At 60.1% G+C, this 21,454-nt stretch carries 20 protein-coding genes, 1 tRNA gene and 1 riboswitch; of the genes, 8 read left to right on the forward strand and 13 right to left on the reverse strand.

All coding sequences use genetic code 11. The features are described from left to right. Positions 1-46: 46 nt before the first annotated feature. Positions 47-2,746 carry a DNA helicase PcrA gene (pcrA, locus tag ACED88_RS05340; protein ID WP_449108977.1) on the reverse strand — a complete coding sequence of 900 codons (2,700 nt, stop codon included), beginning with the start codon at positions 2,744-2,746 and terminating at the stop codon, positions 47-49. A gap of 94 nt (positions 2,747-2,840) precedes the next feature. Between pcrA and ACED88_RS05345 the strand changes: the two genes are divergently transcribed. Next, entirely contained in the window at positions 2,841-3,545 is a 705-nt protein-coding gene (locus ACED88_RS05345) for a hypothetical protein (protein WP_449108978.1), read from the forward strand. Between the two features lie 85 nt (positions 3,546-3,630). On the opposite strand, the gene ACED88_RS05350 is transcribed toward ACED88_RS05345, so the two are convergent. Next, positions 3,631-4,464: an endonuclease domain-containing protein gene (locus tag ACED88_RS05350; protein ID WP_449108979.1), complete on the reverse strand. Its 834-nt coding sequence runs from the start codon at positions 4,462-4,464 to the stop codon at positions 3,631-3,633. A gap of 251 nt (positions 4,465-4,715) precedes the next feature. On the opposite strand from ACED88_RS05350, the gene ACED88_RS05355 reads away from it, so the two are divergent. Continuing rightward, positions 4,716-4,788, forward strand: a tRNA-Arg gene (locus ACED88_RS05355). Between the two features lie 71 nt (positions 4,789-4,859). Here the strand turns inward: ACED88_RS05355 and ACED88_RS05360 are convergent. From ACED88_RS05360 to ACED88_RS05370, 3 genes are all read right to left on the reverse strand, one after another. After that, complete coding sequence (locus tag ACED88_RS05360; RefSeq protein ID WP_449108980.1) at positions 4,860-5,099, reverse strand: hypothetical protein; 240 nt, start codon at positions 5,097-5,099, stop codon at positions 4,860-4,862. 229 nt (positions 5,100-5,328) lie between these two features. Next, a complete protein-coding gene (locus tag ACED88_RS05365) occupies positions 5,329-5,952 on the reverse strand; it encodes a C40 family peptidase (RefSeq protein ID WP_449108981.1) in 624 nt (207 codons plus the stop codon). A gap of 4 nt (positions 5,953-5,956) precedes the next feature. After that, positions 5,957-6,101: riboswitch (cyclic di-AMP (ydaO/yuaA leader) on the reverse strand. Between the two features lie 486 nt (positions 6,102-6,587). Then, on the reverse strand, positions 6,588-7,280 hold the full coding sequence (locus ACED88_RS05370) for a metal-dependent transcriptional regulator (RefSeq protein ID WP_237207603.1): 693 nt from the start codon (positions 7,278-7,280) through the stop codon (positions 6,588-6,590). Between the two features lie 392 nt (positions 7,281-7,672). Here ACED88_RS05370 and serC point away from each other — a divergent pair, with 392 nt between their 5' ends. Further along, complete coding sequence (serC, locus tag ACED88_RS05375; protein ID WP_449109023.1) at positions 7,673-8,767, forward strand: phosphoserine transaminase; 1,095 nt, start codon at positions 7,673-7,675, stop codon at positions 8,765-8,767. A gap of 90 nt (positions 8,768-8,857) precedes the next feature. On the opposite strand, the gene ACED88_RS05380 is transcribed toward serC, so the two are convergent. Beyond that, positions 8,858-10,228, reverse strand: coding sequence for an MFS transporter (locus ACED88_RS05380; RefSeq protein ID WP_449108982.1), 1,371 nt, complete (start codon positions 10,226-10,228; stop codon positions 8,858-8,860). After that, a complete protein-coding gene (locus tag ACED88_RS05385; protein ID WP_449108983.1) occupies positions 10,225-10,785 on the reverse strand; it encodes a DUF3027 domain-containing protein in 561 nt (186 codons plus the stop codon). The genes ACED88_RS05380 and ACED88_RS05385 overlap by 4 nt, the downstream gene beginning before the upstream one ends. 106 nt (positions 10,786-10,891) lie before the next feature. Between ACED88_RS05385 and ACED88_RS05390 the strand changes: the two genes are divergently transcribed. From ACED88_RS05390 to ACED88_RS05405, 4 genes are all read left to right on the forward strand, one after another. Further along, on the forward strand, positions 10,892-11,137 hold the full coding sequence (locus ACED88_RS05390; protein WP_449108984.1) for a hypothetical protein: 246 nt from the start codon (positions 10,892-10,894) through the stop codon (positions 11,135-11,137). A gap of 126 nt (positions 11,138-11,263) precedes the next feature. Continuing rightward, the gene (locus ACED88_RS05395; RefSeq protein WP_185174100.1) at positions 11,264-11,974 is read left to right on the forward strand and encodes a response regulator transcription factor; all 711 of its coding nucleotides are present in this window, start codon (positions 11,264-11,266) and stop codon (positions 11,972-11,974) included. A gap of 84 nt (positions 11,975-12,058) precedes the next feature. Then, positions 12,059-13,474: an ATP-binding protein gene (locus tag ACED88_RS05400; RefSeq protein WP_449109024.1), complete on the forward strand. Its 1,416-nt coding sequence runs from the start codon at positions 12,059-12,061 to the stop codon at positions 13,472-13,474. 313 nt (positions 13,475-13,787) lie between these two features. Beyond that, on the forward strand, positions 13,788-14,078 hold the full coding sequence (locus ACED88_RS05405) for a WXG100 family type VII secretion target (RefSeq protein ID WP_237195082.1): 291 nt from the start codon (positions 13,788-13,790) through the stop codon (positions 14,076-14,078). Here the strand turns inward: ACED88_RS05405 and ACED88_RS05410 are convergent. Continuing rightward, a complete protein-coding gene (locus tag ACED88_RS05410) occupies positions 14,075-14,983 on the reverse strand; it encodes an RNase H family protein (RefSeq protein ID WP_449108985.1) in 909 nt (302 codons plus the stop codon). The genes ACED88_RS05405 and ACED88_RS05410 overlap by 4 nt on opposite strands. Positions 14,984-15,063: 80 nt before the next feature. Between ACED88_RS05410 and ACED88_RS05415 the strand changes: the two genes are divergently transcribed. Next, the gene (locus ACED88_RS05415; RefSeq protein ID WP_449108986.1) at positions 15,064-15,873 is read left to right on the forward strand and encodes a 4'-phosphopantetheinyl transferase family protein; all 810 of its coding nucleotides are present in this window, start codon (positions 15,064-15,066) and stop codon (positions 15,871-15,873) included. On the opposite strand, the gene ACED88_RS05420 is transcribed toward ACED88_RS05415, so the two are convergent. From ACED88_RS05420 to ACED88_RS05440, 5 genes are all read right to left on the reverse strand, one after another. Further along, positions 15,870-16,964 carry an isochorismate synthase gene (locus ACED88_RS05420; RefSeq protein WP_449108987.1) on the reverse strand — a complete coding sequence of 365 codons (1,095 nt, stop codon included), beginning with the start codon at positions 16,962-16,964 and terminating at the stop codon, positions 15,870-15,872. The two genes, ACED88_RS05415 and ACED88_RS05420, sit on opposite strands and share 4 nt — an antisense overlap. A 91-nt stretch (positions 16,965-17,055) precedes the next feature. Then, complete coding sequence (gene rlmC / locus ACED88_RS05425) at positions 17,056-18,192, reverse strand: 23S rRNA (uracil(747)-C(5))-methyltransferase RlmC (protein WP_449108988.1); 1,137 nt, start codon at positions 18,190-18,192, stop codon at positions 17,056-17,058. A gap of 118 nt (positions 18,193-18,310) precedes the next feature. Continuing rightward, positions 18,311-18,463: a hypothetical protein gene (locus ACED88_RS05430; RefSeq protein ID WP_237205995.1), complete on the reverse strand. Its 153-nt coding sequence runs from the start codon at positions 18,461-18,463 to the stop codon at positions 18,311-18,313. A 239-nt stretch (positions 18,464-18,702) separates the two neighbouring features. Continuing rightward, on the reverse strand, positions 18,703-20,328 hold the full coding sequence (gene groL, locus ACED88_RS05435) for a chaperonin GroEL (protein WP_449108989.1): 1,626 nt from the start codon (positions 20,326-20,328) through the stop codon (positions 18,703-18,705). 327 nt (positions 20,329-20,655) lie between these two features. Next, positions 20,656-21,402 (reverse strand): LytR C-terminal domain-containing protein, encoded by a 747-nt coding sequence (locus tag ACED88_RS05440; RefSeq protein ID WP_431464066.1) that lies wholly within the window; start codon positions 21,400-21,402, stop codon positions 20,656-20,658. Positions 21,403-21,454 lie beyond the last annotated feature (52 nt).

Consider the following 21,454-nt stretch of genomic DNA (forward strand, 5'->3'; position numbering starts at 1 on the left):
CAGAAAGTAGCCCGGCACCGCGGGGCGGTGCCGGGCTACTTTTATTTTAGTCGGTCTTCTTTGTGAGCGGGGCGTAGCGCAGCAGAAGCCGTTTCTCTTCTTTGGCAAAGCGCACCTTGGCTACGGTTTTATCACCGCTACCCTCAACTGCTGTCACGCGGCCCTCACCAAAGCTGGTGTGCTCAACACGGTCGCCGACCGCGAGCGCCGGAATTTCCTTGTTCTGCTGCACGCGGGAGACCTGCCGGGCTGCTGCCTTGAGTCCGTAGGTGGAAGACCCGTTGACTTCGCTGGTGGACGGTTCGGCAGGACGCCGCCGCTCGGCCGGTTCGTCAAAGCGGCTGGAGTAGGTGGAGGACCCGTACGAAGAACCGTACCCGCTCACAGAGCTGCCGCCGCGGTTGCCTGCCCAGCCACCGCGTCCGCCCGCGTAAGCGCCCCCGTAGCCGCTACCGGAGTAGCCGCCAAAGGATGAGCCGGTGCGTTTCCAGTCAATGAGTTCTTCGGGGATCTCTTCGAGGAAGGGTGACGGCGGGTTGAACTGGCTCTGGCCCCACATGGAGCGGTTCTCAGCGCGGGTGAGGTAGAGGCGTTCCATGGCGCGGGTCAGGCCCACGTAGGCCAGGCGGCGCTCTTCGCTCATCTCAGAGTCGTCGGTGAGGGCCCGCTGGTGGGGGAAGAGGCCGTGCTCCATACCGGTCAAGAAGACCACGGGGAATTCTAGGCCCTTAGCGGTGTGCAGGGTCATGAGGGTAATGACGCCCTGGGATCGGGCTTCTGCCACCTCAGCGGCAATCTGGGCGGCGGACGGCCCGCCCTCCTGCTCGGCCTTGGGCTTGTTGGGGATCTGGTCGGCGTCAGCGACCAGGGCGACGTGTTCGAGGAAGTCCTCCAGGGTGGCGCCTGCGTTGTCGATTTCGAACTCGCGCACGGCGTCCACCAGCTCGGAGAGGTTCTCGACGCGGGATTCGTCCTGAATATCCTTGGATTCGCGCAGGGCTGCCAAGTAGCCGGTCTGCTCCAGCACGGCTTCGAGGCAGGTGGCTGCTGACTCGGTGGCAGCGAGCTGGGCTAGGTCGTCAATCATCTGAGCAAAAGCAGCCATTTTCTTCACGGCAGCTGCGCCCAGACCGGGCACCTCGCTGCCCTGGCGCAGAGCAGCCATGAAGGAGATACCGGTAGCGCGGGCGTGGTCGGCCACCACGCTCTCGGACTTAGCTCCGATACCCCGCTTAGGCTCGTTAAGCACGCGGCGCACGTTGATGTCGTCATCGGGGTTCACCAGCACGCGCAGGTAGGCCAGGGCGTCCTTGATTTCCTTGCGCTCGTAGAAGCGGGTACCGCCGACCACGCGGTAGGGCAGACCCACGCGCATGAGCATTTCTTCGAGTGTGCGGGACTGGGCGTTGGTGCGGTAGAAAATCGCCACGTCGCCGGGGGCGGTGCCGTGCTCGTCGCGCAGGCGGTCAATTTCCTGGGCGATGTAGCGGGCTTCAGCGTGCTCGGACTCTGCCACGTAGCCGGTGATTTTGGCACCGTCGCCGCTGGCCGTCCAGAGCTTCTTGGGCCTGCGGCCCTTGTTGCGCTCAATCACGGCGTTCGCCGCCGAGAGGATGTTCTGGGTGGAACGGTAGTTCTGCTCCAGCAAGATGGTGCGGGCCGCCGGGTAGTCCTGCTCAAAGTCGGTGATATTGCGAATATCAGCCCCGCGGAAGGCATAGATAGACTGGTCGGAGTCACCCACCACCGTCAGCTCAGCGGGCGGGTAGGCATCGGGGTAGGGGCCGTTATCGGCAGGCCCGGTCTCAGGGCGCAAGGACGCCGCACCCCCCACCAGCTGCCGCACCAGCTGGTACTGGGCGTGGTTGGTGTCCTGGTATTCGTCAACCAGGATATGGCGGAAGCGGCGGCGGTAGTATTCGGCTACCTGCGGGTGGTTCTTCAGAAGGTTGACGGTCTCGAAGATAAGGTCGTCGAAGTCGAGGGAGTTCGCTGCCCGCAGGCGCTCGGTGTAGGCCGTGTAGACCTTCGAAATTACGCCTTCCCAGGGGTCAGTGGGGCTAGTTTCGGCTGCGAACTGTTTGGCGCTGACCAGCTCATTCTTGAGGTTAGAGATACGGTTGCCCACCACCTTGGCGGTGAACTTCTTGGTATCAAGGTTCATCTGCTTGATGATAAGCGTCAGCAGGCGCTGGGAATCAGCCGAGTCGTAGATGGAGAAGGTCGATTTGAGCCCCAGAGCTTTAGCCTCGCGCCGCAGCACTCGCACGCAGAAAGAGTGGAATGTCGAAATCCACATGCTCTGAGCCCGCGGCCCCACCAGGGCTGTAATGCGCTCCCGCATCTCAGCTGCTGCCTTGTTCGTGAAGGTAATCGCCAGAATCTGCCCCTGGTGAGCACGGCCCGTCGCCAGCAGATAGGCAATGCGGTGGGTCAGCACACGGGTCTTGCCCGACCCGGCACCCGCCACAATCAGCAGCGGGCTACCCGCGTGCTTCACCGCTTCAGCCTGATGCTCATTCAGCCCCGCCACCAGCGTCTCGGGGTTGACGCTGGGAGCGGGGCGGGCATCCTCAAAATCAGGCATAAACCCGCCCACCTGGTAGGCAGGGGGCACAAAGTCATCGGCCGGAGGGGCCGCATCGTAGAAGGGGTCGAAAGGAGGCTCGTCAAAGAAGGGATCGCCCTCAGGTTCTGCTGACCGTTTAGGGGCAGGGGCGGGCATAAAATCGTCGTCATCAAACATAAGAGAACCTTCCAGAAATCAACCGTCAACTCCCCATTTTAGGCGAGCGGGCACCTGCCTACACCCGATTGAGCTGACAGATAAGATAGACAGCATGGGTCTTTCAAAAGGTCAGAAGAAACGCCTCTACGGCGAGAACACGCAAGCGCAATCCCCCGCACCCTCAGCAACCAAGGCGGGGCGGACGTCCGCGCCCCCTCACGGGCAGGGGGCAGGGCCCCGCGTCGTCACTGACTACAGCCGGGCAGAGCTTGCCGCAGAGCCGGAAAAGGGCGGGGGTTCCTATATTTTCTTAGGCGTTGCCTTTGTCGTGACGGTGCTGTTTTTGCTCTACTACTACCTCATGCTGCTGCCGGGGGTATCTGCAGCTGCCGGTGCTACCGCCCCGGAACTCATGCTGCGTTTTGACGCCCAACACCTACAGACTGTAGCGGCGGGCCTGGGTGTAGAGGGCTTGCAGGCCTATCAGGTGCTCCACCGTTCCACGGGGCTCATTCTGCCCCTGATTTTTGCTTTCACCTGGTGGAATATGGTGCGAGCCTCCAAGTTTGAGCTACTGGTGGGCCGGCTGATGCTGACCCTGCCGGTGGCCTACGCTTTTGTTTTTATTGCCGGTGGTTTTGCCGTTGATTCAGCCCTAGCCGACCCGCTGGGCGGCGCTACCGGGCTTGCTTCTCTTCTCATGACGGCCCGCTGGGCCCTGTTCGTGCTCTGCCTAGTGCAGCTGGGTTACCTGGCGCTGCGACTGGTCAGAAGCAAGATGGACGCCTTCGCCCGCGGCGAGCTGCCCGGGCAGTGATGTTAGGCTAGCGTCCCGCCCGCCCGCGTCCGCCCCCCCCTAAAAGTGCAAGTGCCTGTGCAAAAGTGACAGGCACTTGCACTTTTTAAACGGCAGCTAGTCGCCGCACCCCGTGCCGTAGCAACAGACCCACCACGTGCTGCGGGCGGTAGGAGAGGTCTTCATAGGTGATTCGCAAGACCTTCCAGCCCTCGTTCTCTAACTCGCGCTGCCGGAAGAGATCTTGTTGCCGCTGTTCGTCAAAAGACCGATAAGCCCCGGTGTACTTGATACGGCCATCGGCCTCGAGAATAAGCCTGAGGCGCCGCCACATAAAATCAGGACGATAGCGGCGGCCACTGCTCGTAACCACCCACCGCTGCAAGGCGGGCAGCTCAAGATTTTCAAGCACCATCAGAAAATACGCCTGAGATTCTAGCGGTGATTCGAGCTCGGTCGTCAGGCTCCGTGCCAGAGTACGAGCTTGCTTCGCGCCGCGGTCTGAGACGGCCAGTAGCGCATCGTGCAGCAGGTACTGGTTGCACAGGTTCTGGTGGAGAAAATAATGCGCAACCGTCACCGTGGTGAGCGCCCGCTGGTAACCGATACAGCTCAGGACGGTGTCTATAGGTGAGAGAACCGTAAGGCCCTGGTACTCCTGCGCCCTATTTATTGCTTCAGCAGGAGTGACACAGCGGCGAATGCCCTGCTGTTTGCCGCGATCGCGCCAGGAACTCGCGAGGTAGATATGAGAGGGGAGTTCAAGGAGGGGTGCTCCCCATGCGAGAGCAGCGGACGTGCGTGTAAGGACGGCGTGTGAGCGGGTTTTGCTCACCGCTATGTGGTGTATCAGGGCACGCTCGGTAGGGGTTGCCTCGGCGAGAGTCTGGGTTTTGATGTAGGCTCCCTGTCTGAGACGGACGAGCTCTTTGGACCGCACTGCGTCACTAATTTTGCGACTGGTTAGTCCCTGTAGTCGTAGGTCACCGGTAAGAAGTACTGAGTTATATAGGTGCTGGCTCATGGTGTATAGGGTGACTGAATCAGGGGTGTTGACGCTAGCCCTGTGGACGCAGGGGCCGGTTAGCGCGTCTTAGTGCCGCAGGAAAAGTGCATATGCCGTCGACTTATCCACAGGTACTTGCACTTTTCGGGTGGCGTACAGGTTTTCGTGTAAACTGGTGGAGTTGCGCCCTCGTAGCTCAGGGGATAGAGCACCGCTCTCCTAAAGCGGGTGTCGGACGTTCGAATCGTCTCGGGGGCACAAAAAGAGAGGGTATGCCATACTGCGCGAAGCGCTGGCATACCCTCTCTTTTTGTGCCCGCCTGGGGGCGTTAGTTGCGGGTTTTCTTTTTTCGGTAGGCTACTCGGGAGGCAATGAGGCCGAGGACGATGCCGATGCCGCCGGTGATGGAGACCCACATGGCTGCGTGCCCGACGAAGATGGCGATGATGAGGCCGAGGACGATGCCGGGTACGGCGCCGGCTACCATTCCGATGGCCATGTAGGTGAATTCTTGGTCGGATGAACCGGCTGGGCTTTCGAATTGGGGGCTGTTTAACTTCTGCGACATAGTTCCAATCCTAGCTGTGCCTTCTGCCGGAGTCGAAAAGTGGGTATAAAAAATGCGCCCCAGCTGGTCGTCTGGTGCGCATGCGCAAACGTAGTGTTTGCGGGGGATCCTTACCGTGTGATGTGTGGTAGGAATTCTTATTTTCGTTCTTCAGCAGGAAGTTGACCAGCTACTGAATGAACGTCACCGGCTGGGGCAGTTTTGGCTGCCCCGTACCGTGTGAGAAGTCTTAGATGCCAGCGGTGTAGTAACCGTCAACGGGCATGAAGCCGCCGCCGTCAACTGCGGTCAGCTGGGTGCCCTGTGAGGGGTTGAGAGCTGAGATCATCTGGCCGTTACCAACGTAGATGCCGACGTGTGCGTAGCCGTTGGTGAAGACGATGTCACCGGGCTGGGGGTTTGAGGTGGGGGTCAGCTCGGTTGCCATGGTGTAGGTGTAGGCGGTCAGGTTGATGCCGGCCTGTGCGTAAACGTAGGAGACGAAGCCTGAGCAGTCCCAAGCCTTGTAGGACTTGCCGCCCCAAACGTAGGAGCCGCCGATGCCGTCGTAGGCAGCTGCCAGGACGGTCTCACGAGCGGTTGACAGGTCAACGTTGCTTGACACCTCGGTGGTGGTGGTTGCCTGGGTGGTGACGGTTGAGGTGGTCTCAACTGCGCTGTTTTCAACTACGGGAGCAGTTTCGTAGCCCCAGGTGTTGTAGTTGTAAGAGTGTGAAGCCAGAGCAGGTGCTGAGTGGGCGGGTGCTGATACTTCAGCTACTGCGAATGCGTTTGCGGGTGCAACGGTTGCGGCGAGCATGGCGCCTGATGCTGCAACGATACCTGCGGTGCGTACGATGGTTGACTTAGCCATTTTGTTTTCCTCCATTGCCGAACGAGGTGAGCTGTCGGGTTCGAGCATGAAGTTCGCTCGGCCGCAGAATCTGCGACTTAACCCCTAGGGTTCTCGGTGGAGAGCCCGAAAGGTGGGTCCCCCGCTTCTGCCGTGATGTTATTTTGTTTGTTTTCCTGTGAACAGTGGCAGAACTAGGCGGTGCTGTTCGTAGGGTGCTGATCCGACCAGTGATGAGCACGAAATAGAACATTACACAGCCTGGGCTGGTTTGTCACGCTTTGGTCACGATTTTGTTGCAAGACCCCCGGAATGCAAAGCAGGGTGATTGTTTTTTTGGCCTTCAGGACGCGTCCAGCTGGGACTTATGGGGCACATAGAGTTAGTTTTGACAAGGGGAAATAAAAGACTTTTAAGGCAGCCCCACAACACCCTCCCGCCGGCCTCCTATCAGGGTTTTGCCAGTCTTAATTTAACTGAGAAGCCGACCACTTAAGGCCCCGCACCCTCTCTACAGCCCTCCGCAGCCTCTCACCCAGTCCCCCATCAGCACCTTACACAACACTAAAAACAGCTTATCACCCTCAGAACATCACAATTTGATAACAAAAAAGGTGCCCACCAGCCGGGTGGGCACCTTTTTCGTTATCAAACTGTTATCTTTTGACGATAATCGCTTCTGCTACTTCAGCGCTGAGCGTCAGCGCTTCGTCCTCACCGTCCGCGTGAACCAGCACGGAGCCGTCCTTATTACCCAGAATCGACACCGTTGCACCGTAGACGATGCCCGCATCGCCCAGGCGCTTCAGCAGCTGCACGTCGGTCTGAATAAACTCGGGTAGGCGAGACACGGTAAAGCGGTCATCTTCAGATGAGTCGCGGCCCGCAATCGACATGGTGACGGTGCGTCCGTCGTTCTCCTCGCTCTCGGCACCCAGCTCTTCTAGACCGGGAATCGCGTTGCCATAGGGGGAGAACTTAGGCTCGTTGAGCAGCTCTAGAAGGCGGCGCTCCACGCGTTCACTCATGACGTGTTCCCACCGGCAGGCCTCTTCGTGTATATATTCCAGGTCAAGACCAATGACGTCGGCGAGCAGGCGCTCAGCCAGGCGATGCTTGCGCATGACCTCCACTGCCTTCTGGCGCCCCTCTTCGGTGAGCTGAAGGGAGCGGTCGCTGGCAACGGTGAGCAGACCGTGGCGCTCCATGCGAGCGACGGTCTGAGAAACGGTGGGGCCGGAGTGCTCAAGGCGCTCTGCAATACGGGCGCGCATGGGGGTGATGCCCTCTTCCTCAAGCTCCAGCACGGTGCGCAGATACATTTCAGTGGTATCAATGAGGTCAGTCATGCCTTCTCGGATCTCCTTGGGCCAGCCCGCACGGTGCGCGGGTTGTTAGGTGCAGTGGTTTTGCCCTTAATTGTATGCGCTACCAGGTCGAGTAGGCGTTTACTCTCTTCAAGAGCTGAAATTATTGCGCCCGTACCGCGCGCCTTCGGTTTGCGTCGCCGTCCGCCCCCAAGCCCTACACCGAGGCCATCTCACTATATAAATTTATTCCCCACATTTTGGGCCGGTACGGGGTACTTGAGGGCCGCGGGGCTCACGCAGGTTGCACAATAGAAACAGCAGGACGCCGGCGGCACCCCCCTCCCTCACATCAACGCATAGCCGCCCCGGCACATGTGCTGCTCATGTCTAGGAGATATTCAGTGACCACTTTTCCCGTGATTCCCACCGAGATGCTACCTGCCGACGGACGTTTCGGCGCTGGTCCCTCTAAGGTACGCCCCGAGCAGGTTGCCGCCGTATCAGCTGCCGCCACTACCCTGCTAGGTACCTCCCACCGCCAGGCGCCGGTCAAGAACCTGGTCGGTGAGATTCGCGAGGGCCTGCGCGCTTTCTATTCTGCACCCGATGGCTACGAGGTGATCCTGGGCAACGGTGGCGCCACCGCGTTCTGGGATGCCGCGACCTTCGGCCTGGTTGAGAACAAGGCTCAGCACCTGACCTTCGGTGAGTTTGGCTCTAAGTTTGCTTCAGCAACCAAGGCGGCTCCTTTCCTGGCTGATTCCACCGTTATTTCTTCTGAAGCCGGCACCCGCCCCGAGGCCCGTGCTGAAGAGGGCGTAGACGTTTACGCCTGGCCCCACAACGAAACCTCAACCGGTGTTTTTGCCCCGGTGGCCCGCCCTGCCGGTATCGCCGATGATGCCCTGGTGCTGATTGACGCTACCAGTGCCGCTGGCGGCCTGGATGTTAACGTGGCCGAGTCCGACGTCTACTACTTCTCACCCCAGAAGAACTTTGCCTCCGACGGCGGCCTCTGGCTGGGTCTCTGGTCACCGGCAGCGATTGAGCGCGCTGAGCGTATCGCCGCTTCTGACCGCTGGATTCCGGATTCCTTGAACCTGGCGACCGCCATCAGCAACTCCCGTCTCAACCAGACCTATAACACCCCGGCTCTGGCCACCATGATTATGCTCAATGAGCAGATTAAGTGGATGAACGAGCAGGGCGGCCTGGCTTTTGCAGCAGCCCGTACCGCTGATTCTGCGGGTCGTGTCTATGCCTGGGCTGAGGCTAGCGAGTATGCCACCCCCTTTGTGGCTAACCCTGCTGAGCGCTCCAACGTCATCGCTACCGTTGATTTCGATGAGAGCATCGATGCAGCTGCTATTGCCAAAGCCCTGCGTGCTAACGGCATCGTCGATACCGAGCCCTACCGCAAGCTGGGCCGCAACCAGCTGCGTATTGCCACCTTCACCGCTATTGACCCCGAGGATGTCTCGGCTCTGCTTGCCTGCATCGACTACGTGGTTGAAAAGCTCAAGTAGTCGTAGCTGCGCAAAGATAAGGACGCCGCTCCCCCGCTCACCTGCCACCGGGCAGGAAGGCGGGGAGGGGCGTCCTTCTTTTCTTAAACTTTAGCGGGGTTCTTGCAGGTCGATTGCTGCTGTGACCGGGGGCGGCTCCCGGTCAGGGCTCTCAGCGGTTTCAGGGCGCGGACGCAGCACCAGGCGGGTACGGGCCTGCCTGTCGTAGTGCAGGTGCAGGTGCTTATATTTCATAATCCAGATCAGCCCGATTAGGGCCGCCAGAAAGCCGGAGGCAGAGGCAACGCCCAGGCCCCAGCGAGCGCCGAAGACGTCGTTGACCAGCCCGACCAGGGGCGAGCCGATAGGGGTTCCACCGATGAATACAGCCATGTACACGCTCATAACCCGTCCCCGCATAGCAGGCTCGGTTGTCACCTGCACGTAGGCGTTTGCTGAGGTGATGATGGTCAGCGCCATGAGCCCGAGCGGAATCAGGGCCAGGGCAAACAGCCAGAGGGTGGGGGCGAGCGCCGCCAGTAGGGTTGCCACGCCGAACCCTAGGCAGGAGGTAAACATGAACCGCATGCGTGGGGTATCCCGCCGAGCAGCTAGCAGGGTGCCTGTCACCGAGCCGATGGCAACAACGGAGTTCAGCAGCCCGAATTCACCCGCGCCCTGCCCGAATTCGGTGGTGGCCATAGCAGCAATATTGAGGGCTGTATTTAGGCCGAAAGTACCGATTAGGAAGGCTGCCACCATCACCACGATGATGTCGGGGCGATGTTTGAGGTAGGTAAGGCCGTCGCGCACCCGGTTGTGAGCGGCGGACGACCGTGGCAACTGCCGTAATTCATTCTCACGGATAGCGATGATTGCCAGGATCATGGCGATGAAGGTCAGGGTGTTCAGCAGGAAGACCGGCCCGGTTCCCACCGCAACAACCAGCAGGCCGGCAACCGCCGGCCCGATCATGCGGGCGACGTTGAAGGACATGGAGTTGAGCGCTACGGCATTAGGGAGGTCTGCGTCTGAGACGAGTTCTGAGACGAAGGTTGACCGCACCGGGGAGTCCAGGGCTGAGACGATGCCCAGGGCTAGCGCGAAGAGGTAGACATGCCAGATAGCAACATGGCCCGATAGCACCAGGAGCCCCAGCCCGAGGGCCAGCAGACTCATGATGCTCTGGGTCCATAGGAGAATTTTTCGCCGATCGCCCCTATCGGCAAGCGCCCCGGCATAGGGGGCTAAGAAGAGGGGCGGGGCGAACTGCAGAGCGATGACGATACCCATCTGGGTAGAGTCGTGACTTGAGAGGTCGTTGAAGACCAGCCAGTCCTGGGCGGTGCGCTGCATCCAGGTACCAATGTTAGAGACAAGGGCACCAATGAACCAGAGACGGTAGTTAAAAATCCATAGGGAGCGGAAGGTTTTATTCCGCTTAGTTACTGGTTGGGGTTCTGGTCTCTGGGCAGCTGTCATTTAGCGCTGGCACCTACCTGAGCTTCTTCGGTGAAGTCGGTATCGTCCTCGCTCTCTGAGGCGCTGTCACCGTAGTCCGCATCGTCATGGTCGTACTCTTCTTCCTCCCGGTCTTCGGGCAGGAGACGGTCAGCCCAGGGTACCCAGGCTGGGGCAAGTAGGGCGTCATCGCCGGGGAGCAGGCCAACTTCACAGACGGTTGCTACCTTTGAGCGAGGGGCACGCGAGAGGGTGGCGAACCAGAACCAGCCGCGGTAGCCCGGTAGGGTGCACTCAAAGAGGTGGGTGGTCAGGCGCTCTTCTTCACCGCGCAGGTGGTGGACGGGGCCGATAGCGTTTTCCGGGGCGATATCGGCTAGGCCTGCGAGGGCTACATCTTTAGCCGCGGCAAGGACGGCGTCGACCTTGCTGGTACGGCGACGGCGGGTGGGTTCACCCAGGGTTGGTTCAGGGGCGGACGCCGGTGCCTGCTCAGCGGCTTCGGGGCCGGGCTGCTCATAGCTTTCTGCGCTCGAAGCGCCGGGGGCTGTTAGCTCGTCTTTTACCTCTTCAGTCATACTCCTATTAAAGCAGGCCGGTGGGAGGTGTGGTCACCGCTCTTCCTCGCGGCGTAATACCGCTGCTTCTTTAGGTAGGTATAGCTGGCCTTGATAGCGTAGAGGTATGTCTTCTGAACAAACCGAAATTCCAGAGCTGCCCTACGGCGGAACTATCCGGGCGCTGGGGCTTACCGCCGGCGTCCTCATGCTGGTGGGAACCGTCTGCGGCGTCACCATGCTCCTGCTCAAGTGGGCTACCGGGCAGGCACCCAATTTTTTGAGCCTAGCTCCCCTACTCACCCTACCCCTGGCTTTTCTAGCCCTCTTAGGTGCCCTGTTTCTCACTCTGCTTCGCCGCCGAGCTAGCTAGAGACTGGGCTCTGCCCTTTTGCTCACGGCGTACTTACCGCATTTTCCCAGCAGGGCTAAGGCAAACTCAGCAGAACATACAGCTGCACACAGCTAGTGCACAGGTAGTAAGCGCACAATTAAAAGCGTGAATACCAAAGAACCTGAAGCAAAACTGCTGGTCGTCGACGACGAACCCAACATTCTAGAGCTCCTCGCAACCTCCCTGCGTTTTGCGGGCTTTGAGGTTGTCACCGCAGCCAACGGCCGTGAAGCCCTCGAGAAGGCTGAAACTGAGTCACCCGACCTGGCTGTACTCGATGTCATGCTGCCCGATATGGACGGCTTCACCGTAACCCGCAAGCTGCGTAGCTCCGGCCGCCTCTTCCCCGTCCTCTTCCTCACCGCTAAGGACGACACCGAAGACAAGGTCACCGGCCTGACCGTCGGCGGCGATGACTACGTCACCAAGCCCTTCAGCCTCGATGAAGTTGTGGCCCGCATCCGCGCCGTCCTGCGCCGTACCCAGCCCCACATCGAAGAAGATTCCCGCCTACGCGTAGATGACCTGGTGCTGGACGACGACGCCCACGAGGTCTTCCGCGGCGACCGCGAAATCGACCTCTCCCCCACCGAGTTCAAGCTCCTGCGCTACCTGATGCTCAACCCCAACCGTGTGCTGTCTAAAGCCCAGATTCTGGACCATGTGTGGGAATACGACTTCAATGGCGACGCCTCTATCGTGGAGTCCTACATCTCCTACCTACGTCGCAAGATCGATAACGACCAGAACCTGCCCCCGCTGATTCACACCAAGCGCGGCGTCGGCTACCTGCTTCGTACCGCCAACAAAAACTAAGGGGTTACGAGTTTGCGCTCTCGTCTCTCTGTGCACCGGCTGGGTTCGCTCTCCTTGCGAACCCAGCTCGTGCTTTTAACATCTATGCTGCTGGCCCTGGCTATCTCTGTGATGTCTCTGGTCGCGATTTCAGCGATTCGAGCCAAGATGATGGACCAACTCGATGACGAGATTACTGCCAGCTACAGCTACCTGGTGACCGCGGTCTATGCTGACCAGCAACTGTCACAGACCCAGGGGACTTTCATTCCCTATGAAGCATATTTGCTAGATAGCGACGGAAATATCGTGAGACCGGTGGCAACGCTGGCCGACGAGTCGTCCTCCCCCGTCATCTCTGGCCTGACCGCTGATAACGTCAAGCGCTACAACAAGGCTGCGCTGACGGTGCATTCAGCGAGCGGCCACACCGAATGGCGACTGATCGCTTTCCCGGTTGAAGACACCAACCAGACCCTGGTCATCGCTGCCCCCCTGACCCAGATTAACCAGACGGTAGCTATCGTGGGAGGCCTCACCATGCTCTTTGGTGTAGCTACCCTTCTTGCCTCTATCGCGCTGACCTGGGTAATTGTCACCAGAGCCTTTGAGCCCCTCGCCCGAGTGGAACAGACCGCAGCCCAGATTGCCGCAGGCGACCTCTCCCAGCGTATTGAGAACTACAGCCCCTACAACGAGATTGGCCACCTCACCACCTCTTTGAACACCATGCTCTCGCACATTGAAGAGGCCTTTGACGCCCAAAAGCGGTCAGAGGTGAAGATGAGGCGTTTCGTGGGCGATGCTTCGCACGAGCTTCGCACCCCGCTGGTGTCGATTCGGGGTTATTCTGAGCTCTACCGTATGGGCGGCCTGCCCAACGATGAGGCCGTGGCAATGGCTATGGACCGCATTGAGTCAGAGTCGAAGCGCATGGGCCAGCTGGTAGAAGACCTCTTGACCCTGGCTCGTCTCGACGAGCGCCGGGTTGCCGAGAACGCCCGGGTAGACCTGCTGAAGCTGGCTACGGACGCCGCTAACGACGCCTTCGCTTCGGCCCCCGACCGCACCATCGAGGTGGTGGGGCTAGAGGGTGCAGAAGCTCTTACCTCCCTGGTCTGGGGCGATGAGCAAAGACTGCGCCAGGTCATCGCCAACCTGATGACCAATGCCCTGCGATACACCCCGGCGGGCTCCCCGATTGAAATTGCGGTCGGGTCGGTACCGGGCGTTGATGGCACGTGGACGTCCGTGCTCCAGGTCCGTGACCATGGCCCGGGTATTCACGGGGAGGACGCCGAGCGCGTCTTTGAGCGCTTCTACCGGGCTGATACTTCACGCACCCGTGAGACGGGTGGAACCGGCCTGGGGCTAGCAATCGTCGCTGCGATTGTAGGCCAGCATGACGGAACGGTGCGGGTTGAAGAGACAGAAGGCGGCGGAGCTACCTTCACTATTCGCATTCCCCAGTACAGTGACCACACCGGCCCTATTCCGCTTGCAGCGGGTGAGCAGGCCTAGACCAGGCCTTATTCTGACGCTCTAGAAGTTTGGTCGGGGCTTTCTTGTCCTCGGCAGCTTGCTGCGCCCCTGGTGCAGAGCCGCTGTGGATAGCCGCTAGAAGCCGTCATAGAGACGTCATCACTGCACCATATTTTTCTTCTAGAGGTGTGCAAAACCCCGCCCTGGCAGCTCGACTGACGGGGCGGGGTTTTCCACAGGTGCTCTTTTTCTTCCGGCCAGAGCTAGCTCCCCCGTAGGCTCAAAGGCATCAGGTAGCTCACCCTATCGGCACCTGGTACCCCTCATATCCCCCTGTTCAAAGGAGAGCCCCATGGCCCAGTTCAATGTCGATGCAGACCTCATTGCCAGCAAATCAGCCCAGGCCCGCGCCCAGGTAGAGACCATCGTTTCAGAGGTCAATGCCCTCACAGCCTCGCTCCAGGACCTTCAGGGGTCGTGGACGGGCTCGGCGTCCGCTAATTTCCAGGGCGTGCTCGCCCACTGGCGGGCTACCCAGCACCAGGTGGAAGAGTCGATTGCCCAGATTAACGAAGCGCTCTCACGAGCAGGCGTGAACTATTCAGAAACCGAAATGGCGAACGCTGCCATGTTTGTGGGCTAGTCTCTCGTCGCGGTGTCCTGGCGGTAGCGGAGCTTCCAGCTGCCGCCGGCGAGCACCCAGGTGCTTGAGCGGAGCAGGGTTCCTCGTGCCGTAGGTACCTTCGATACCAGCAGGGCAGCGCGCTGCCCCAGGGCAACCGAGGAAAGAATCTCAGGTGTTCCCGTTGCCGCGCAGGCCCGCTCCCGGTAGGCCAGGACAGTTGCCCGATCTGTTACCTGGCCGGTCGGGACGACCCAGGTAAGCTCAGGGTGCATCAGACCCCCCACAAGCTTTTCTGACCCGTAGATAGAGGGCTTAAGCATCTGCTCTTCGTGAGCCAGGGCCTCGGCTACGGGGTCTAGAGCACTCTCGGAAACCTGCGGTGCCAGGCTTTGTTCTACACTCGTACCGTTCTGCTCAAGGCTTGCACTGTTCACGGAGCTAAGACCACGCTTAGATCCCAAGCCTGGCCCGGTCTCTACCGGAGTGCCGTCGCGGTAGGCTTGGGCTGCCCGGTTGGCCCGTTCATCAGCGGCCTCGTTCAGAGGGTGGCCGGTATGCCCTTTCACCCACTCAAAGGAATAGCTCCGCCCCTGAATAGCCCGGTCGAGGGCCTGCATCAAATCGACGTTGAGCACAGGCTTACCGTCGCTTTTCTTCCAGCCCTTTTTCTTCCACCCGGGCATCCATTTGGTGATGGAGTTGATGGTGTACTGACTATCGCAGATAACGTGCAGGTGCTCATCTGCCCGGTCTGCGGTTGATTCAAAGAGGTCAAGCACCGCTTTGAGCTCACCCATATTATTAGTACCGTGCTCCCAGCCACCGGCAGCCCAGTTGTCCCTATCGATATACCAGGCCCAGCCAGCGGGCCCGGGATTACCCAGGGCAGAGCCATCGGCGGCAGCGATGATTTTTTCGGTCATAGTCCTCGAACTTTCAGGTTGCAGGCGCCTTTTATTCTACGCGCCGCCTCACCTGGGGCGTCACCGCTAGAATGGTCATCATGGTTCACCCTTCAGCTTCCGCCGGGTCAGCGAGCGCCCAGATCACCCTTTTTAGCATGCCCGCAGAGACCCTCCGCACGGGCCACGGGGTGAGTTGGCTGGCTTATGTCGGTATTGAGGAGCAGGTAAGAGCCGCTGAATTCAAGAACCCGGACGAAGCGCTTGCTTTTGCTGCCCAGCACACCCTCATGCGGTGTATGGCGGCAACCCTGCTCGGGGTTAAGGCGACGGCGGCCGCAGAGATAGCGGTAGACCGCACCTGCCTTTTATGCGGAAGCGGGCAGCCACACGGCAAGCCACGTATTGAGGGGGTCAACCTGAGCATGGCAAGGGCCCTAGGACTGGCGGCCGGAGTAACCGGCCCGGCAGGGCTCAGTATAGGGCTCGATCTCATTACTGTGCGCGGCAGCTATTATGATAGCTTCGACCGCATCGCCCTCGCCGACTACGAAAAGCGGGTGGTGGCGTCCTTACCTGCGGTGGAGGCAGCCCTGGCAAGGCACCTACTCTGGGGCGCCAAAGAAGCGGTACTCAAGGCTACCGGCTACGGCCTGGCATTAGCGCCCAGCACCGTTATGCTGGCTCTGCCGCCCCTGCCCGCCGCTCTGGAAGATGCCCACGGGCTTACGGCTAGGGCCTCGGTACAGCTACCCGGTGAGGCGCAGCCCCGCACCTACTGGGTGACCTGGCAGGTCCACGAGGGCACCTACCTACTAGCTGTTGCCAGCGACCAGCCCCATGCCCTCACAAGCCACAGGGTTACGACGCCGCTCATGGTGCGCCGGGCGCTAGAGCAAGAAATGCACTAGAGCTCTGGGGAGCTCAGATTAAGCCCCAACGCCCGGGCGAAGGTCCCCAGCTTGGTTGCGGTCTCAGAGTGCTCACCGGCCGGGGTTGAATCCTTCACAATACCGGCGCCAGCAAAAAGGGTAGCCTGTAGCGGAGCAACCTCGGCACAGCGCAAAACCAGGTACCAGCTCCCCTGCCCGTGGGCGTCCATATAACCCACCAGGCCGCCGAAGAAGCCCCGGTCGAAAGGCTCTAGCTCTTCAATCAGCCCCCGGGCCACCTCTGTAGGTGTGCCGCAAATAGCCGGGGTGGGGTGAATAGCACGGGCAGCCTGCAGCGACGAGACACCGGGCAGCAGTTGGCCTGTGACCGGCGTACTGAGGTGCCAGAGCTGGGGTGTAGAAATAAGTGAAGGTACGGCGGGCACATCCATCTGCACGGTAAGGGCCTCTAGCCGCTGGCGGATGTCATTGACCACCGTTGCGTGTTCGGCTCTGTCCTTAGCGGACCGCATGAGAGCCTCACCGATTTGGGCGTCGTCGGTGCTCCCCGGGGTGGCAGTTCGGGCAGCGGAGCCAGCCAGGGGGACAGTTCGAAACGTGCTCCCCTCCGTCTGAAACACCAGCTCGGGAGAAGCACCCATAAGGTAGTTTCCATTGGGCAGCTGAGCACTAAACACGGTAGCCCGCTGCTGCTGAGCACGCAGGGTATCAAAGAGATGGGGCAGGTTCAGTTCTTGCTCGTACTGCACCCGTAGCAGGCGGGCCAGGACGACTTTATCGAGCTGGCCCCGGTTCATCAGCTCAACGGCATGGGCAACGGCTGCCCGGTACACGTCGCTGTCGATTCCCTCAACCAGGGTAGGAGCCGGCTGGTCCACCGTATCGGCAGTGGGTAGGGGGATATTTTCTCGCACCCAGCGGTCAGGGACGGCAAGCTGGGCCGGAGCGTCCGGGTCAAAAGGTATCAGTCCCACCACCGCCGAGCCCCGGCGCTGGGCCAGGCTCAGAGCGTCTGCCTCGCTCACCGGAGTCAGGGCACCTTCAGCCCGCACTACGGTAGTACCTTCAGCCAGCATAAAAGGCGAAGGCAGGGCAGGGAGCTGAGGCATTTTACTTTCTTTCACACTTATTCGGGGAGCGGAGTTGGGCTTCTTTCACCCTAGTACACAGGCCTGATGAGAACCTAAAAATGGTGGCGCGCTAGCGGCTACGCTGGAGTAGCATAATCGTCTCGTAGTGGTTGCTGTGCGGGAACATATCCATTACCTGCCCCTGCACGGGCTCCATCGACGGCATGCTTTTGAGATCTTTGACGAGAGAGCGCAGGTTGCAGCTCGAATAGATCACCTGGTCGATACCGCTGCCCTCGATCCAGTGAGAAAGCTGCGGCCCCAGCCCCCGGCGGGGCGGGTTCACAATCAGCATATCGGGTACCTGGCCGCTACTGGTGGCGTAGTCGGGCGCATCCTGGGCAATGAAGTGTAAACCCGCAAATCCGCGTTCAGCGACGGTGCGCTGGGCAGAGGCAATAGCTTCGCTACTAATTTCAATACCGGTTACGGTAGCCCCCGTTGGCATGACCGCTGCAGCGTGCAGGGCGAAGCCCCCTACCCCGCAGTAGAGGTCCCAGAGGCTGGCCGGTGCAGCTTCGCTAACCCAGGCCTGGGCCTGACGGTACAGGGAAGCTGCGATAGGGGTGTTGGTCTGGAAGAAGCTCTGGGGGCGCAGATGCAGGGTCATATCGTTAACCTGCATGGGCAGGGTGGTGCGCTCGGTCAGAATAATTTCTTTGCTCCCCTCGACCAGGGCAACGTGTTCGCGCAGCAGGTTGACGCTCACTACCGCAAGCCGAGGTAGCTGTTCGTGAAGCCGGGGCAGTTCTCGTTTGAGCGCTACGATGAGTTTTTTGGAACGCAGAACGAAGCGGACCATCAGTTCGCCGCTATCGGAAGCGGTCACCAGAATGTTTTTGAGTTCCCCTTTGCGCTTCTGAACGCTGTAGGGGGTAAGGTCAGCCCGCTGGATCAGGTCAGCAAGGACGGGTATGGCCCGGCTAATTGCGGGCAGATAAAGCTGGCAGTCGGTGAGGTCAATGCCCTGCCCCTGCCTGTCGAGAATACCGAGGGTGGGCTGCTGGGAGGTTCCTCCTACAACCAGCTTGGCCTTGTTGCGGAAGGCTTGGTCTGCGCTTGCTACAGGTGGGAGCCAGCTGAGGCTCGCCCAGGGTTCGAGCAGGGTCTGGGCGTCATGCTGTTTACCCGCTAACTGATTGGTGTAGGGGGTTTCAAGTAGAGAGCATGAGCGGCAGAGGCCGGCATCGAAGTAGTGGCAACGCATAACTTCACTATTTTACAGCTCCCTGCCACCGGTCGTATAGGCGGAGCTTTGGGCATGGAGAAACCGGCGCCTCGTTGCCGAGACGCCGGTTCCAGGAAAACACAATCACTATTAACTCTTAGCCACCTGCACCAAATGCAAGATCGCGATGGAGAGCCTCAGCGCTCTTCTTCTCGAGCTTGGTCCAGCCGTCGGATGCGTAGGCAACAAGCAACATTGCCAAGAGCCCCACGATGATTGCGTAGAGAACAAGATCGACAATGGTAACCATATGCCTCACACCTTTCAGTTTCGCCTTTGATACTGATGAATAAAAGTAAGAGAAGACCTCTTTAGTGATTTAAAGCATACCCACAGACTGGTGTGAAGTGCAATACTATTATCTAAAATTTTTAGTCATATTTTCAGAAGGGTGTAAAAACTCCGCCACTCCTTACCAGGGGCAAGAAGTGGCGGAGCTTACAGCACGTGAGGAACCGGAAATGAACCGGTTTTCTCAGGCGGACGTAATTACATCATGCCGCCCATGCCACCCATGTCGGGGGCGGGAGCTGCTGCTGCAGGTTCGGGCTTGTCGGCAACGACGGCCTCGGTGGTCAGGAAGAGACCGGCGATGGAGGCAGCGTTCTGCAGGGCAGAGCGGGTAACCTTCACGGGGTCGTTGATACCTGCTGCCATGAGGTCTTCGTATTCGCCGGTTGCAGCGTTCAGGCCGGTACCTGCGGGCAGGTTGCGGACCTTGTCGACAACAACGCCGGGCTCCAGGCCTGCGTTGAAGGCGATCTGCTTAAGGGGGGCATCGATAGCGACGCGGACGATGTTGGCACCGGTTGCTTCGTCGCCGGAAAGTTCCAGCTTCTCGAAGGCCTTAACGCCGGCCTGAATCAGGGCTACGCCGCCGCCGGGGACGATGCCCTCTTCAACGGCTGCCTTAGCGTTGCGGACGGCGTCCTCGATGCGGTGCTTGCGTTCCTTGAGTTCAACCTCGGTAGCGGCACCTGCCTTGAGAACTGCAACGCCGCCAGCCAGCTTGGCCAGGCGCTCCTGCAGCTTCTCGCGGTCGTAGTCGGAATCAGAGTTAGCGATTTCACCGCGGATCTGGGCTACGCGACCCTCGATAGCGTCGGCATCGCCGGCGCCCTCGATGATGGTGGTCTCGTCCTTGGTGACAACAACCTTGCGGGCCTGGCCGAGCAGGTCAATGGTTGCGGTGTCGAGAGAGAGGCCGACCTCTTCGGTGATGACCTGGCCGCCGGTGAGAATAGCGATGTCGGCCAGCTGGGCCTTACGGCGGTCGCCGAAGCCGGGAGCCTTAACAGCTACAGACTTGATGGAACCGCGCATCTTGTTGAGTACCAGCAGGGCAAGAGCTTCACCCTCGACGTCCTCAGCGACGATCAGCAGGGGCTTGCCGGACTGCATGACCTTTTCGAGGACGGGGACGAGGTCCTTGACGTTAGAAATCTTGGAGCTAACGATCAGGATGCAGGGGTCTTCAAGAACAGCTTCCTGGCGGTCTGCGTCGGTGACGAAGTAGCCGGAGAGGAAGCCCTTGTCGAAGCGCATACCCTCGGTCAGTTCCAGGGTCAGGCCGAAGGTGTTGGACTCTTCGACGGTGATGACGCCTTCCTTGCCGACCTTTTCCATGGCCTGGGCAATCAGCTTACCAATTTCGGGGTCGCCGGCTGAGATAGATGCGGTTGCAGCGATCTCTTCTTCGGTTTCTACTTCCTTAGCTGACTCCAGCAGTTCGGCGGTGACGGCTTCTACTGCCTTTTCGATGCCGCGCTTGAGGGAGAGGGGGTCGGCGCCAGCGGCGACGTTGCGCAGGCCTTCGCGGACGAGGGCCTGAGCCAGGACGGTTGCGGTGGTGGTACCGTCACCGGCGATGTCGTCGGTCTTCTTGGCGACTTCCTTGACCAGCTCTGCGCCGATCTTTTCGTAGGGGTCTTCGAGTTCGATTTCCTTGGCGATGGAAACACCGTCGTTGGTGATGGTGGGTGCGCCCCAGGCCTTCTCCAGTACAACGTTGCGACCGCGGGGGCCGAGGGTTACCTTCACTGCGTCTGCTAGGGTGTTCAGACCCTTTTCAAGACCGCGGCGTGCCTCTTCATCAAAAGCAATCAGCTTTGCCATATGGCTTTCGCTCCTTCTGGAACATTCGGGGTGAGCGCGATTCTTCGGTGCCCGCGACGGACGGCGCAGCCCATCTCTCGCCGTCGGGGCGGGTAGGGTGCGCCTCACCAGAGCATCGCTTCAGGTGTTTTACTCAAGAGCGGTTCGGCGGCTAAACCTAGCACATGATTTAGCAGTCGAAGCCTCTGAGTGCTAATACCAATCTTGGCACTTGAGCTCTAGGGGCGCAAACCTATTGCTCCCCCAGCTGAGCCTTAATCGCCCACAGCGCACAAGAGGTGCCGGGCAGGTGGTAGGCGGACGTCCGCTGGCCGCGAGTAAGCGTCCCTAGCCTAGCTGGTAGGTGCCGGTTGCTGAGTCGTAGATGTAGTTACCGGTGGGGTCTAGGTAGAAGGTAGCGGTGGCCGGGTCATAGCTATAGCGATCAACGGAGGTGGGTATACCGGGGTTAGGCCCTATCTCTGCCGCTCCGGTGCCGCTATCGGCAGTTTCTTGGGCAGTAGCTGAAGGTGAGGACGGCGCCCCAGGCAGGCTGGTGGGGTCAAAGTCGGCTCCGAGCACCACGTAGACGAGACCGGTCTCAGCCTGGTAGTCCTGGGCGATGGTGGGCAGGCCCAGGGTGTCGGCTATTTCGTTAGCTTCTGAGGAGGCCCCGGTGGCGAAGTACACCAAAGACTCCGCTGTGTAGGCTCCTGCCCAGTTAGCGGTAGAGGTAACGGTGTAGCCGGCCTCTTCGAGGGCTGCGGTAGCCTGGGCAGCAGCGCCAGCAGGTGCACTGGAGTTATACACCTCAACGGTCACGCTAGAAGGGTTAGTGGTGGGAGTGGCTTCAGCGCTCGGGCTTGCCGATGCGGTAGCGGTGGCACTGGTTGAGCCGGACGCCTCGGGGGCGGCGGTGCGCGGAGAGATCACGTACATGGTGCCACCCACGATGAGGGCCAGCACGCCGCTCACAATGATAGCGAGCAGACCAGCGCGGGACGTCGCAGTATCGTTAACAGCACCGCGATAGGCGCCGCGGCGGGCGTTGTTCTCATCGATGTCGTCAAACTCATCGCGGGGGTAGCTGTTCACGGGCGTCCTCATGATTGTGCGCGGTGGCGGGCTTTTAGTTACTAGGGTACAC

This window comes from Rothia sp. 11273D007AR (assembly GCF_053547255.1).